The sequence below is a fragment of the Streptomyces sp. NPDC030798 genome, from assembly GCF_055572275.1.
Genome location: NZ_JBVIDR010000002.1, coordinates 16,903 through 30,206, shown reverse-complemented (window position 1 = coordinate 30,206; position 13,304 = coordinate 16,903). Strand labels below are relative to the sequence as shown.

The window sequence follows — 13,304 nt, the reverse complement described above, 5'->3', positions numbered from 1 at the left end:
GGAGGAGGCCGCCCCGAGGCGCCACAAAGGCCCCGGTGCGCGCCAGGGCGTGCCGGGGCCTCACGGGCCGGGCGGGGCGGAAGGGGTTACTTGTCCCCGCCCTCGTCGCCGCCGCTGCCCATGGAGTCGTAGATCTCCTTGCACATGGGGCAGACGGGGTACTTCTTCGGGTCGCGGCCCGGCACCCACACCTTGCCGCACAGCGCCACGACGGGGGTGCCGTCGAGGGCGCTCGCCATGATCTTGTCCTTCTGGACGTAGTGGGCGAAGCGCTCGTGGTCGCCGTCGCCGTGGGACACCTGCGGCGTCGGCTCTACGAGGGTCCCCGTACCAGTCCCGCGCTCGGGCTCGAGAGTGCTCATACGCCCCAGAGTACTGAAGCTCCCCCGCTTCAGTTGAGCGACGGGTCGTCCGGATACGTGGCCACCATCGCCAGCTCGTTGCGCTGGCGGCGCAGCACCTCGCGCCAGAGTCTCTCCGGCGCCGGCGAGGAGACGTCCCCGGGCTCGGACTCCACGACGTACCAGGCGCCCTCCACCAGCTCGTCCTCCAGCTGACCGGGGCCCCAGCCGGCGTACCCGGCGAAGATCCGCAGGGAGCCGAGGGCGGAGGCGAGCAGCTCGGGCGGTGCCTCGAGGTCGACCAGGCCGATCGCGCCGTGCACCCGCCGCCAGCCGAGCGGGGCCGGATCGGCCGCGGCGCCGCCCGGGATGACCGCGACGCCGAGCGCCGAGTCCAGCGACACCGGGCCGCCCTGGAAGACCACACCGGGCTCGCCGGCGAGATCGGCCCAGCCCTCCAGGATGTCGCCGACGTCCACGGGGGTGGGCCGGTTGAGGACGACACCGAGGGAACCCTCCTCGTCGTGGTCGAGAAGGAGCACCACCGCACGGTCGAAGTTGGGGTCCGCCAGGGCGGGCGTGGCCACGAGCAGCCGCCCTGTGAGCGAGGACACCTCGGTCATGCCAGACATGATCCCGCATCTTCCCCCGGTGTGGGGAGCCAATCGGTGTCCGGGAGTGAACGCAGGCCAGGGAGCACGGAAGCGGCCCCGGCGCACGGCCCCCGGACGGTGACCGCACGTGGCCGTCGCTCAACGGTTCGTGTTGTGACACAGCTATGACGTGGCTGGGCGGTCCTTGGGCTTACGGGAGGGGGGTAATCGGCGATTACCCTGTCTCTCCGGCCCCTGCGCACAGTTGATCGGCCGACCCCTGCCCGACTCATCGGAACGCGAGATACATGACCGTCAACGACGATGTCCTGCTTGTCCACGGCGGCACCCCGCTGGAGGGCGAGATCCGGGTCCGCGGTGCGAAGAACCTCGTACCGAAGGCCATGGTCGCCGCCCTGCTGGGCAGTGCGCCGAGCCGGCTGCGCAACGTTCCGGACATCCGTGACGTGCGCGTCGTGCGCGGCCTGCTCCAGCTGCACGGGGTGACGGTCCGCCCGGGTGAGGAACCCGGCGAGCTGGTGATGGACCCCACGCACGTGGAGAGCGCGAACGTCGCTGACATCGATGCCCACGCGGGTTCCAGCCGTATCCCGATCCTGTTCTGCGGTCCCCTGCTGCACCGTCTCGGCCACGCGTTCATCCCCGGCCTCGGCGGCTGCGACATCGGTGGCCGGCCCATCGACTTCCACTTCGACGTGCTGCGGCAGTTCGGCGCGACGATCGAGAAGCGCGCGGACGGGCAGTACCTGGAGGCCCCGCAGCGGCTGCGCGGTACGAAGATCCGGCTGCCGTACCCGTCCGTCGGCGCGACCGAGCAGGTGCTGCTGACGGCCGTACTCGCCGAGGGCGTCACCGAGTTGTCCAACGCGGCCGTCGAGCCGGAGATCGAGGACCTGATCTGCGTCCTGCAGAAGATGGGCGCGATCATCGCGATGGACACCGACCGCACCATCCGCATCACCGGTGTGGAGAAACTCGGCGGCTACACCCACCGCGCCCTGCCGGACCGCCTGGAGGCCGCCTCGTGGGCGTCGGCGGCGCTGGCGACCAACGGCAACATCTACGTCCGCGGCGCCCAGCAGCGCTCGATGATGACGTTCCTGAACACCTACCGGAAGGTGGGCGGCGCCTTCGAGATCGACGACGAGGGCATCCGCTTCTGGCACCCGGGCGGCCGGCTGAAGTCCATCGCGCTGGAGACGGACGTGCACCCCGGCTTCCAGACCGACTGGCAGCAGCCGCTGGTGGTGGCCCTGACCCAGGCCACGGGGCTGTCCATCATCCACGAGACGGTCTACGAGTCCCGGCTCGGCTTCACCTCGGCGCTGAACCAGATGGGCGCCCACATCCAGCTCTACCGCGAGTGCCTGGGCGGCTCCGACTGCCGCTTCGGCCAGCGCAACTTCCTGCACTCGGCGGTCGTCTCCGGCCCCACCAAGCTCCAGGGCGCCGATCTGGTCATCCCCGACCTGCGCGGCGGCTTCTCGTACCTCATCGCCGCCCTCGCGGCGGAGGGCACCTCCCGCGTCCACGGCATCGACCTGATCAACCGCGGCTACGAGAACTTCATGGAGAAGCTGGTCGAACTGGGCGCGAAGGTCGAACTCCCGGGCAAGGCCCTCGGCTGACCGCACCTCCCGCCCCCCGGCAGGGCCCTCGGCCCGCAGGCAGCAGAAGGGCGGCCCCCCTCGGCATGAGGGGGGCCGCCCTTTTTGACATCTTCAGCCGAGGCGCTCCGGTCACCCGGTGCCGCCGTCCGGAGCGCTTACTTGCCCTTGGCCGCTTCCTTGAGCTTGGAGCCCGCGGAGACCTTCACGCTGTAGCCGGCCGGGATGTTGATGGGCTCGCCGGTCTGCGGGTTGCGCGCGGTGCGAGCGGCACGGTGGGTGCGCTCGAAGGTCAGGAAGCCGGGGATGGTGACCTTCTCGTCGCCCTTGGCGACGATGTCGCCGACGACCTCGGCGAACGCGGCCAGAACGGCGTCGGCGTCCTTGCGGGTCACCTCGGCGCGGTCGGCCAGCGCGGCCACCAGCTCACTGCGGTTCATGTTGTTACTCCCGTGTTCTTCTTGCCATTGAGGCGTGAGGTGAGATCGATGCCGATGCGCTCGCGCCCAGGGACGCATCCTGCCCCTACCTGCGGCGGGAAAGCCAATCCGGCACCCGTAGGAGTCGTGAGAACACCCTGGGGAGTCACACGAAAAGCACCCTGCCCGGCCGTCACCCTAGAGGGCGCCCACCGACGGGTGGTTCCACGACGCGCCGTGCGGGGGCTGCCGTGTCCATCCTCACAGCCCCTGCACCCTACGGTACGACCCGCTAGGCCGTTGGCCCGGCCGCCTTCGCGGCTTCCCGGACCGCTCCGGCGACCGCGCCCGCGACCTTGTCGTTGAAGACGCTCGGAACGATGTAGTTCGGGTTCAGCTCGTCCTCGGTGACCACGTCGGCGAGGGCCTTGGCGGCGGCGAGCATCATCTCGGTGTTGACGGTGCGGGACTGGGCGTCCAGCAGACCGCGGAAGACACCCGGGAAGACCAGCACGTTGTTGATCTGGTTCGGGAAGTCGGAGCGGCCGGTGGCCACGACGGCCGCGGTCTGGCGGGCCACCGCGGGGTCGACCTCGGGGTCGGGGTTCGCGAGCGCGAACACGATGGCGCCCTCGGCCATGGCGGCCACGTCGTCGCCGTCGAGGACGTTCGGGGCGGAGACGCCGATGAACACGTCGGCGCCGCGCACGGCCTCCTTCAGGGTGCCGGTGAGGCCCTCGGGGTTGGTGTTGTCGGCGATCCAGCGCAGCGCCGAGCCCGCGGGGGCGTCCACGAGGTCCTCGCGGCCGGCGTGCACGACGCCGTGGATGTCGGCGACCACGGCGTTCTTCACGCCGGCGGCGAGCAGCAGCTTGAGGATGGCCGTGCCGGCCGCGCCGGCCCCGGACATGACGACGCGGATGTTCTCGATCGCCTTGCCGGTGCAGCGGAGTGCGTTCGTCAGGGCGGCGAGGACGACGATGGCGGTGCCGTGCTGGTCGTCGTGGAAGACCGGGATGTCGAGGGCCTCGCGCAGCCGGGCCTCGATCTCGAAGCAGCGGGGCGCGGAGATGTCCTCGAGATTGATGCCGGCGAACCCGGGGGCGATCGCCTTGACGATCTCGACGATGGCGTCGGTGTCCTGGGTGTCGAGGCAGATCGGCCAGGCGTCGATGCCGGCGAAGCGCTTGAAGAGGGCCGCCTTGCCCTCCATGACCGGCAGCGCGGCCTTGGGGCCGATGTTGCCGAGGCCCAGCACGGCGGAACCGTCCGTCACGACCGCAACGGAGTTGCGCTTGATGGTGAGGCGGCGGGCGTCCTCGGGGTTCTGGGCGATGGCCATGCAGACGCGGGCCACACCGGGCGTGTAGACCATGGAGAGGTCGTCACGGTTGCGGATGGGGTGCTTCGACGCCATCTCGATCTTGCCGCCGAGGTGCATCAGGAACGTACGGTCGGAGACCTTGCCGAGCGTGACGCCCTCGATGCCGCGCAGCTTCTCGACGATCTCCTCGGCGTGGGCGGTGGAGGTGGCCGCGATGGTGACGTCGATACGGAGCTTCTCGTGGCCGGACGCGGTGACGTCGAGGCCGGTCACCGAGCCTCCGGAGGACTCCACGGCGTTGGTGAGCTGCGAGACGGCGGTTCCGCTCGCGGGCACCTCCAGCCGGATGGTCATCGAGTAGGAGACGCTGGGCGCCGTTGCCATGGCCGACTTCCTCTGCTTTCACCGTGTCGCGAGTAGTGCCGTCCGATCGTCGCACCTACCCCTGAGTACGTGGTAGTCGCCCGGGATTGCGAACGTTGTGTTCACAACAGGCGAGCGCTTTCGGAAAAACACTTCCACCATACGAGAATTTATCAGACAGAGTGCGGCCGAAAGCGAGAGGCCCACGCCACCGGAGTGACGTGGGCCTCTCACACGCTGTGACACCGACCCGCCATGCTCGCCTCGCGGCAAGTGGTCGCTCGCAGCGACAAAGGTTGGGCCCGGGGGCTTGGATCGGGCCGGTGCCACATCAAGGCTAACAAACGGATCCCGTACGGCCATTCCCGTGCCGAGAGTTCATGAGGTTCTCACTCACGCAGCAGATCCGGCACCCCGGCCGCGTCCGGCTCGTCCCGCTCGCCGGAGAGGACGGTGAGCTGCTGGGTGGCCCGGGTCAGCGCCACGTACAGCACGCGCAGCCCGGCCGGGGACTCGTCGGCGATCTCCGCGGGCGACACCACGACCGTCGCGTCGTACTCCAGCCCCTTGGCCTCCAGGCTGCCGAGGGCCACCACCCGGTCGCCGAGCCCGGCCAGCCACCGCCGGGCCTCCTCGCGCCGGTTCATCGCGACGACCACGCCGACCGTGCCGTCCACCAGCCCGAGCAGCCGCTCGGCCTCGACCCGTACGGACTGCTCCAGCGAGCCGCGTACGACGCCGAAGCGCGGCTCGACCCCCGTGGACCGCACCGCCCTGGGGGCTTCGGAGCCGGGCATGGCGAGGGCGAGCACCCGGGCGGCCAGCTCGGCGATCTCGGCCGGGTTGCGGTAGTTGACGGTGAGCTGGAAGCGGCGCCGGGGACGGGTGCCGAGGGCCTCGTCGCGTGCCTCGGCCGCCTCGTCCGGATCGGACCAGGAGGACTGGGCGGGGTCACCGACGACCGTCCAGGTGGCGTGCCGGCCGCGGCGGCCGACCATGCGCCACTGCATCGGTGTCAGGTCCTGCGCCTCGTCGACGATGACGTGGGCGTACTCGGTGCGCTCCTGCGCCAGCCGCTCGGCGCGCTCGCGCTGCGTCTCCTCGCGCACCGGCATCAGCTCCTCCAGGCCGGTGAGCTGGTCCAGCGGGTCGAGCTCGCGCTTCTTCCTCGGCCGGGACGGCAGGCCGAGGATCGCCTGCAGCTCGTCCAGCATGGCGATGTCGTGCACGGAGTGGCCGTTGCGCTTCAGCGAGCGGGCGACCTTGCGGACCTCGCCGGGGTTGAGGATCCGGCGGGCCCAGCGGCCGAGCCGCTTCTCGTCGGCCATGGCGGCGAGGACGGCCTTCGGGGTCAGCTCGGGCCACCAGGCGTCGAGGAACGCGATGAAGGCGTCCTCGCCGGCGACGTCCTCGTCGAAGGAGGAGCGGAGCTCCGCGGCCAGCTCGGGGTCGGTGTGCCGGGCGGCCGCGCCGGACTTCGCCCACAGGGCGTCCAGCAGCAGCTTGCGGGCGCGCGGGCGCAGCAGGTTGACCGGGGCCGTGCCGCCGAGGGCGGTACGGCGGATGCCCTGCAGTTCCCCGGCCTCCAGCTCGAGGCGGCGCCCGAAGGCGACGACGCGGAGCCGGGTGGGCGGCCCGGCGGGCACGTCCATGGCCTCGGCGTCGTCGCCGTACTCGTCGCCCCTCCTGTCGCCGCCGTCGTCACCGAAGGCGAGCTGCCCGGAGCCGGATCTGCCGGAAGCGGGCCGACCGGAGGCCGCGGCGGCTGCCGGGCCCAGCTCCAGCGCGCCCCGGGCCGCCTTCCGCAGCACCTTCAGCATCCGGTACGAGCCCTTGGCGCGGGCCACCGACGGGGAGTCGTACAGCGTGGCCTCCACTCCGTCGACCAGGGAGCCGATCGCGCGGATCGCGACTTGGCCCTCCTCGCCGAGCGAGGGCAGCACACCCTCGGTGTAGGCCACCAGCAGCGGGGTGGGCGAGACGATCAGGATGCCGCCCGCGTAGCGTCTGCGGTCCTGGTAGAGCAGGTAGGCGGCGCGGTGCAGCGCCACGGCCGTCTTGCCCGTGCCCGGACCGCCCTCGACGTAGGTGATCGAGGCGGCGGGGGCCCGGATGACCAGGTCCTGCTCGGCCTGGATGGAGGCGACGATGTCCCGCATGGTGTGGCCGCGGGCCTGGCCGAGGGCGGCCATCAGGGCGCCGTCGCCGATGACGGGCAGCTCGTCGCCGTCGAGGAACGCCGTCAGCTCCGGGCGCATCAGGTCGTCCTCGACGCCGAGCACCCGGCGGCCCTTGGAGCGGATGACCCGGCGCCGTACGACCCGGCCGGGATCGCGGGGCGTGGACCGGTAGAAGGGCGCGGCGGCCGGGGCCCGCCAGTCGATGACGAGCGGGGCGTAGTCCTGGTCGAGGACGCCGATGCGCCCGATGTGCAGGGTTTCGGCGATGTCGGCGGTGTTGTCCGGGCGCACCGCCCCCTCCGCCGGCTCCACCGCCGTGTAGGCCCCGTCGGGTCCCTTCTTGCCGTCCTTGCCGAGCAGCAGGTCGATGCGGCCGAAGAGGAAGTCCTCGAACTCGTTGTTGAGCCGGTTCAGATGGATGCCGGCCCGGAAGACCTGCGCGTCCCGCTCGGCCAGCGCGCCCGGGGTGCCCACCTGGGCGCGCTTGGCGGCGTCGTTCATCAGGAACTCGGCCTCGTGGATCTTCTCCTCGAGCCGCCGGTACACCCGGTCCAGGTGTTCCTGTTCGACGCCGATCTCCCGGTCACGGACGGAGTCGTGTCCGCCGTGTACCGGGCCGACCGCGGACTGCTGAACCTGAGCGGCCACCGGGCCCCCTTCTGACGTGCTGGGCAGCCGTCAACCGTACGCGAAGGGGACCCGGCAAAGCTACGGCGGCTACGCGTCCACCTGGACGAGCTTCTTGCCGTCGAAGGTCGTCACCTCGAAGTGGTCGATCTCGTTGGGCTTCAGCGCCGTTCCGCCGCCGATGTACAGCGGCTTCCTGGACTCCTCGGTCTTGGCGGTCGGGATGCCGTAACCCCACTTGGGCACGGACCAGGAGCCCAGCGTCTGGCGCTCGCCGTTGGTGCCGACGGCGACCAGGGAGCACTTCAGCGGGCCCTTGACGCCCTTGAGCTCCAGGACCGCGGAGGTGCCCCAGTCCTTCTCGCCCATGGCGATGGTCGCGGTGGCGCCCGTCGAGCCGTCCTTGCCGCTGACCTTGTCGGGCAGCTGGTCGAAGGTCTGCTGCGCGGAGGCCGCCAGTGGCGTGGCCGTCTGGCCGGTGTCGCTGCCGCCGCTCGCCGCCATGACGGCCACCGGGCCGCCGATGATCAGCGCGGCCGCGGCCGCCACCAGGTAGAAGCCCTTGCGGCGCTTCTGGGCCCGGCGGTCGGCGACCTCGTCGACCAGCTTCTCCACCAGCCGTGGACTGGGCTTCGCGGACAGCGACTCGCCGATCGCGGGCGTGCTGCCGGAACCCGGCAGGTCCGCGAGGGCGGCCAGCATGGGCTCCATCCCGGCCAGCTCGTCGAGCTGCTGGGCGCACCACTCGCACCCGGCCAGATGGGCCTCGAAAGCGGTTGCCTCGGCGTCGTCCAGGATCCCGAGGGCGTAGGCGCCGACGGTTTCATGCTCGTTCGGCACCGGAGATCCCTGCATGGGACCAGACATACCCGTACCGCTCGCTCCGAATCCCCCGTACACACTCATCACGCCGTCACCCCCCGCTCCTCCAGTGCCAGCTTCATCGACCGCAGGGCGTAGAACACCCGGGAGCGGACGGTGCCGCTGGGAATGCCCAGGGTTTCGGCCGCCTCGTTGACCGTACGCCCCTTGAAGTACGTCTCGACGAGGACCTCCCGGTGGGCCGGGGTCAGGTCGTCGAGCGCGTCCGACAGCGTCATCAGCCACAGCGCCTTGTCGATCTCGTCCTCCGCGGGGATGACCTCCAGCGGCGACGGATCGACCTCCTGCGGCCGGGCCTGCCGGCTGCGGTGGCCGTCGATGACGATGCGTCGCGCGACCGTCACCAGCCAGGGGCGTACCGAGCCGGTCGCCCGGTTGAGCTGACCGGCGTTCTTCCAGGCACGGATGAGCGTCTCCTGCACGACGTCCTCGGCACGCTGCCGGTCTCCGGCGACCAGCCGGAGGACATACGCAAGCAGGGGTCCGGCGTGCTCGCGGTACAGAGCACGCATCAGCTCCTCATCCGGTTCCGAGGGCTGTGAGGACATGCGATGTCGGGCCCTCGTTCCACGTTCATTGGCCACGGCCGCATCCTTGCGCACGCCCACCTCCGGTGTCCGGGGGTTCCCCCAGTCGGTCGCTCGCCCACCCGTACGGACGGGGGGCGCGAGATGTTCAACGGGAGGTGACAGTTTTCGCAGGACCGACGTGACGAGCGGGACATGGACACACATTCCCACCGCATGATCTTTACATTTCCGGCACATTGTCGGAGCCCGCCGAGTTGCCCGCGCCGGAGCGAAGGCAAACCAGGTGTTGCGCAAATCACTCGGACGATCCGTAAGGTGCAACAGTACAGAGAGCGCGAACCGGACACTCAGGCTCGGGCGAGGGCCGCCCGCCTCCGGTGCCGGGCCACCCGCTCGCGGTTGCCGCAGACCTCACTGGAGCACCAGCGGCGCCGGCGTCCGCGGGACGTATCCAGGTACACGATGGGGCAGTTGTCCCCTTCGCACTCTCTGACCGCCGCCCGCGCGACGGGATCCGTGAGCAACTCCACGGCATCCCGCGCGACGACCGCGAGCAGCCCCGCGCACTCCGGCGCCCGGGCCAACTCCCGCACCAGCGTGCCGTCCTCACCGCGTACGGCGCAGGGCGCGGGGGGTGCGGCCCCGGCGACCTCGTTGAGCCTGCGGAGCGCGAGATCGTAGGAGGGGGCCGGAGGGGCGTGCCTCCCCCGCACCAACTGGCCCACATCGGCGCGCAGTTCCCGGAACCCCACCACCCACGAGCCGTCGGCCTGCCCCAGCGGGGTGCCGGGCGGCACCAGCCCCGCCCCGGTGATCCACGCCCGCAACGGCTCGACGGCGTCCAGCCGTTCGGCCGGGTGCGTGGTGGCGAGCAGATCGAGACAGACGCGTCCTGCGTCGAACCGCAGCTCGTACGGGGGCGTGGCCGTACCCAGTGCCATGTGCCTGTCACCGCCTAGGCAGGAAGCGTGAGGCTCTCCGTGGGGCTCTTCCTCTTCACAGTGCCCGCCCGGGGCCCCGGCCGGAACCCCCTGTACCGGCTGGCCTGGAGAGTACAGTCGGGCCGTGCCCGAACTGCAGCGGCTGCATCCCTCCCACGCGCCGGCGGTCCTGGCCTTCGAGCTGGCCAACCGCGCGTATTTCGCGGCGTCGATCTCCGACCGGGGCGATGCCTACTTCGAGCAGTTCACCGCCCGCTACGACGCCCTGCTGGCCGAGCAGGAGGCCGGCGTCTGCGCCTTCCACGTGCTCGTCGCCGAGGACGGCTCGGTGCTCGGCAGGTTCAACCTGGTCGACATCGCCGACGGCACGGCGGAACTCGGCTACCGGGTCGCCCAGCATGCCACCGGCCGCGGCGTGGCGACGTCCGCCGTCCGGCACCTGTGCCGACTGGCGGCGCAACGCCACGGCCTGCACACGATCCGCGCGGCCACGTCCCTGACCAACACCGCGTCCCAAAGGGTCCTGACCAAGGCGGGCTTCACCCCGACCGGCCCGGCCGACCCCTCCGACGTCGGAGGCAAGCCGGGCACCTGGTACCAGCTCCGCCTGCCGCCTGTGCCGCGTACGACCCCGAGGCTCACCGATCCTCACCGTCGTACCGGGTCATGAGTGAGAGCAACGTTCCCTATCGGTCACTCACAGCCACAGTCAGGAAATCCTGTCTCCCTACCTTCGAGCTCAGTCCCCGTTGGACGACCGAGCCCGGAGCACCGTGGAGGCGCAATGACAGCCCCAGCACCAACCCGTCGCAGTGGCCGTTGGATCGAGCGCTGGGATCCTGAGGACGAAGGATTCTGGAAGGAGACCGGGCAGAAGATCGCCAACCGGAATCTCTGGTTCTCCGTCCTCTCCGAGCACATCGGCTTCTCGGTCTGGACCCTGTGGTCCGTGCTGGTGCTCTTCATGGGCCCCGAGTACGGGCTCACCCCGGCCGACAAGTTCCTGCTGACCTCCATGGTCACGCTCGTCGGCGCCGTCGTCCGGGTCCCGTACACCTTCGCCGTCGCCGTCTTCGGCGGCCGGAACTGGACGATCATCTCGGCGAGCCTGCTCCTCGTCCCGACGATCGCCGCCTTCCTGGTCATGGAGCCCGGCACGTCCTTCTCCACCTTCCTCCTGGTGGGCCTGCTGGCCGGCATCGGCGGCGGCAACTTCGCCTCCTCCATGACCAACATCAACGCCTTCTTCCCGCTGAAGAAGAAGGGCTGGGCCCTGGGGCTGAACGCCGGCGGCGGCAACATCGGCGTCCCGGTCATCCAGCTGGTCGCTCTCGCGATCATCGGCGCCAGCGGCGGACCGCGGGTGCTGCTCGGCATCTACATCCCGCTGATCGTCGTCGCCGCCGCACTCGCCGCCGTCTTCATGGACAACCTCGCCTCCGTGAAGAACGACACCGGCGCCGCCAAGGACGCCGCCAGGGACGGCCACACCTGGATCATGTCCGTCCTCTACATCGGCACCTTCGGCTCCTTCATCGGCTACAGCTTCGCCTTCGGCCAGGTCCTCACGAACCAGTTCGGCCGCACCCCGCTGCAGGCCTCCTACCTCACCTTCATCGGCCCGCTGCTCGGCTCCCTCATCCGCCCCGTCGGCGGCTGGCTCGCCGACCGCTACGGCGGCGCCCGCATCACCCTGTGGAACTACGTCGGCATGGCCGCCGCCACCGGCGTCCTCGTCTTCGCCAGCATGCAGAAGTCGCTGCCGCTGTTCGTGTCGGCCTTCGTCGTCCTGTTCGTGCTCAGCGGGCTCGGCAACGGCTCGACGTACAAGATGATCCCCGGCATCTTCCAGGCCAAGGCCCTCGCCAAAGGCCTGGAGGGCGAGGCGGCGGCCGCGCACGGACGGCGGCTCTCCGGTGCCTCCATGGGGCTGATCGGCGCGGTCGGCGCACTCGGCGGTGTCGGCATCAACCTCGCCTTCCGCCAGTCCTTCCTCTCCTACGGCTCCGGCACCGGCGCCTTCGTCACCTTCCTCGCCTACTACGGCGTCTGCTTCGCGGTGACCTGGGCCGTATACCTTCGCCGCCCGGCCGGTGAGGCCCACGCCACAGCCGCCTCCGAGGCAAAGCCGCAGCTCAGCTATGCCGAGGTGTGACGTAACACCGCGGACATCAAGTCGAACCGAGCCTGTCACGCACCGTTGACAGGCTCGTTCGGCATGCGGGACAGCTAGGAGAGCCATGTACGACGAACAGCACCACCCCGAACAGGGACCCCTCGCCGGGTTCACCGTGGGCGTCACCGCCGCGCGTCGCGCCGAGGAACTGGGCGCGCTGCTCCAGCGGCGTGGTGCCGCCGTCCTGCACGCACCCACCCTGCGCATCGTGCCGCTCGCCGACGACGGGGAACTGCTCGCCGCCACCAAGGAGCTCATCGACCAGGTGCCGGACGTCGTGGTGGCCACCACCGCCATCGGCTTCCGCGGCTGGATCGAGGCCGCCGACGGCTGGGGGCTCGGGGAGCCGCTGCTCGCCCGGCTGCGCGGGGTGGAGCTGCTGGCACGCGGGCCCAAGGTCAAGGGGGCCGTACGGGCCGCCGGGCTGACGGAGGAGTGGTCGCCGTCGTCGGAGTCCATGGCGGAGGTCCTCGACCGGCTGCTGGAGGAGGGCGTCGACGGGCGCCGGGTCGCCGTCCAGCTGCACGGCGAGCCGCTGCCCGGGTTCGTGGAGGCGCTCCGGGCCGGCGGAGCCGAGGTCGTGCCGGTGCCGGTGTACCGGTGGATGCCGCCGGAGGACATCGGGCCCGTGGACCGGCTGCTGGACGCGGTCGTCTCACGCGCGGTGGACGCGCTCACGTTCACCAGCGCGCCGGCCGCCGTCTCCCTGCTCTCCCGGGCCGAGGAGCGGGGGCTGGTCGACGAGGTCCTGGGAGCCCTCGGCCACGACGTCCTTCCTGCCTGCGTGGGCCCCGTGACGGCCCTGCCTCTCCAGGCCCGGGGTATCGACACCGTCCAGCCGGAGCGCTTCCGCCTCGGCCCCCTCGTCCAGCTCCTCTGCCAGGAACTGCCCTCCCGGGCCCGCGCGTTGCCCGTCGCCGGACACCGCGTGGAGATCCGCGGCCACGCGGTCCTGGTCGACGGCGAACTCAAGCCCGTGCCGCCGGCCGGCATGTCCCTCCTGCGCGCCCTCTCCCGCCGCCCGGGCTGGGTCGTCCCCCGCTCGGACCTGCTGCGCGCGCTGCCGGGCGCGGGCCGCGACGAACACGCGGTGGAGACGGCCATGGCCCGGCTGCGTACGGCACTGGGGGCGCCGAAGCTGATCCAGACGGTGGTGAAGCGGGGCTACCGGCTGGCGCTGGATCCGGCGGCGGACACGAAGTACGCGGACGCGTGAGGCCCGGGCCACCTCGTCGTGGCCTGAGCCAAGGGTCTCCAGGAGCGTCTCGCCCCCCTCAGCCGATGAGGGGCCGGTGAAGAA

Annotated in this window: 12 protein-coding genes; 4 read left to right on the top strand and 8 right to left on the bottom strand. The window is 71.0% G+C overall.

The window, feature by feature from the left end:
- Positions 1–86: 86 nt before the first annotated feature.
- On the bottom strand, positions 87–362 hold the full coding sequence (locus tag ACZ404_RS04655) for a DUF3039 domain-containing protein (RefSeq protein ID WP_317443630.1): 276 nt from the start codon (positions 360–362) through the stop codon (positions 87–89).
- 29 nt (positions 363–391) lie between these two features.
- On the bottom strand, positions 392–964 hold the full coding sequence (locus tag ACZ404_RS04650) for a YqgE/AlgH family protein (protein ID WP_468435915.1): 573 nt from the start codon (positions 962–964) through the stop codon (positions 392–394).
- A 278-nt stretch (positions 965–1,242) separates the two neighbouring features.
- Between ACZ404_RS04650 and murA the strand changes: the two genes are divergently transcribed.
- Positions 1,243–2,583: a UDP-N-acetylglucosamine 1-carboxyvinyltransferase gene (gene murA, locus ACZ404_RS04645; RefSeq protein ID WP_468435913.1), complete on the top strand. Its 1,341-nt coding sequence runs from the start codon at positions 1,243–1,245 to the stop codon at positions 2,581–2,583.
- A gap of 137 nt (positions 2,584–2,720) precedes the next feature.
- On the opposite strand, the gene ACZ404_RS04640 is transcribed toward murA, so the two are convergent.
- The 6 genes from ACZ404_RS04640 to ACZ404_RS04615 all read right to left on the bottom strand — a co-directional run bounded on the left by ACZ404_RS04640 (position 2,721) and on the right by ACZ404_RS04615 (position 9,828).
- A complete protein-coding gene (locus tag ACZ404_RS04640; RefSeq protein WP_061923952.1) occupies positions 2,721–3,002 on the bottom strand; it encodes an HU family DNA-binding protein in 282 nt (93 codons plus the stop codon).
- Positions 3,003–3,273: 271 nt separating this feature from the next.
- Positions 3,274–4,689 carry an NAD-dependent malic enzyme gene (locus tag ACZ404_RS04635; RefSeq protein ID WP_468435911.1) on the bottom strand — a complete coding sequence of 472 codons (1,416 nt, stop codon included), beginning with the start codon at positions 4,687–4,689 and terminating at the stop codon, positions 3,274–3,276.
- Positions 4,690–5,057: 368 nt separating this feature from the next.
- The gene (locus ACZ404_RS04630; RefSeq protein ID WP_468435909.1) at positions 5,058–7,496 is read right to left on the bottom strand and encodes a HelD family protein; all 2,439 of its coding nucleotides are present in this window, start codon (positions 7,494–7,496) and stop codon (positions 5,058–5,060) included.
- Between the two features lie 69 nt (positions 7,497–7,565).
- Complete coding sequence (locus ACZ404_RS04625) at positions 7,566–8,342, bottom strand: anti-sigma factor family protein (RefSeq protein ID WP_468435907.1); 777 nt, start codon at positions 8,340–8,342, stop codon at positions 7,566–7,568.
- Positions 8,343–8,380: 38 nt separating this feature from the next.
- On the bottom strand, positions 8,381–8,965 hold the full coding sequence (locus tag ACZ404_RS04620; protein ID WP_079071569.1) for a sigma-70 family RNA polymerase sigma factor: 585 nt from the start codon (positions 8,963–8,965) through the stop codon (positions 8,381–8,383).
- Between the two features lie 269 nt (positions 8,966–9,234).
- Entirely contained in the window at positions 9,235–9,828 is a 594-nt protein-coding gene (locus tag ACZ404_RS04615) for a CGNR zinc finger domain-containing protein (protein ID WP_468435905.1), read from the bottom strand.
- Positions 9,829–9,952: 124 nt separating this feature from the next.
- Between ACZ404_RS04615 and ACZ404_RS04610 the strand changes: the two genes are divergently transcribed.
- From ACZ404_RS04610 to ACZ404_RS04600, 3 genes are all read left to right on the top strand, one after another.
- Complete coding sequence (locus ACZ404_RS04610; protein ID WP_468435903.1) at positions 9,953–10,498, top strand: GNAT family N-acetyltransferase; 546 nt, start codon at positions 9,953–9,955, stop codon at positions 10,496–10,498.
- 114 nt (positions 10,499–10,612) lie between these two features.
- Positions 10,613–11,983, top strand: coding sequence for a nitrate/nitrite transporter (locus ACZ404_RS04605; RefSeq protein ID WP_468435901.1), 1,371 nt, complete (start codon positions 10,613–10,615; stop codon positions 11,981–11,983).
- An 85-nt stretch (positions 11,984–12,068) separates the two neighbouring features.
- Complete coding sequence (locus ACZ404_RS04600) at positions 12,069–13,220, top strand: uroporphyrinogen-III synthase (RefSeq protein ID WP_468435899.1); 1,152 nt, start codon at positions 12,069–12,071, stop codon at positions 13,218–13,220.
- Positions 13,221–13,304 lie beyond the last annotated feature (84 nt).

What these genes read in the sequence shown, in the direction of transcription:
- ACZ404_RS04635 (WP_468435911.1), bottom strand. Translation starts at nt 4,689, where the DNA reads ATGGCAACGGCGCCCAGCGTCTCCTACTCGATGACCATCCGGCTGGAG.
- ACZ404_RS04625 (WP_468435907.1), bottom strand. Translation starts at nt 8,342, where the DNA reads ATGTCTGGTCCCATGCAGGGATCTCCGGTGCCGAACGAGCATGAAACC.
- ACZ404_RS04600 (WP_468435899.1), top strand. Translation starts at nt 12,069, where the DNA reads ATGTACGACGAACAGCACCACCCCGAACAGGGACCCCTCGCCGGGTTC.
- ACZ404_RS04605 (WP_468435901.1), top strand. Translation starts at nt 10,613, where the DNA reads ATGACAGCCCCAGCACCAACCCGTCGCAGTGGCCGTTGGATCGAGCGC.
- murA (WP_468435913.1), top strand. Translation starts at nt 1,243, where the DNA reads ATGACCGTCAACGACGATGTCCTGCTTGTCCACGGCGGCACCCCGCTG.
- ACZ404_RS04615 (WP_468435905.1), bottom strand. Translation starts at nt 9,828, where the DNA reads ATGGCACTGGGTACGGCCACGCCCCCGTACGAGCTGCGGTTCGACGCA.
- ACZ404_RS04655 (WP_317443630.1), bottom strand. Translation starts at nt 362, where the DNA reads ATGAGCACTCTCGAGCCCGAGCGCGGGACTGGTACGGGGACCCTCGTA.
- ACZ404_RS04640 (WP_061923952.1), bottom strand. Translation starts at nt 3,002, where the DNA reads ATGAACCGCAGTGAGCTGGTGGCCGCGCTGGCCGACCGCGCCGAGGTG.
- ACZ404_RS04650 (WP_468435915.1), bottom strand. Translation starts at nt 964, where the DNA reads ATGACCGAGGTGTCCTCGCTCACAGGGCGGCTGCTCGTGGCCACGCCC.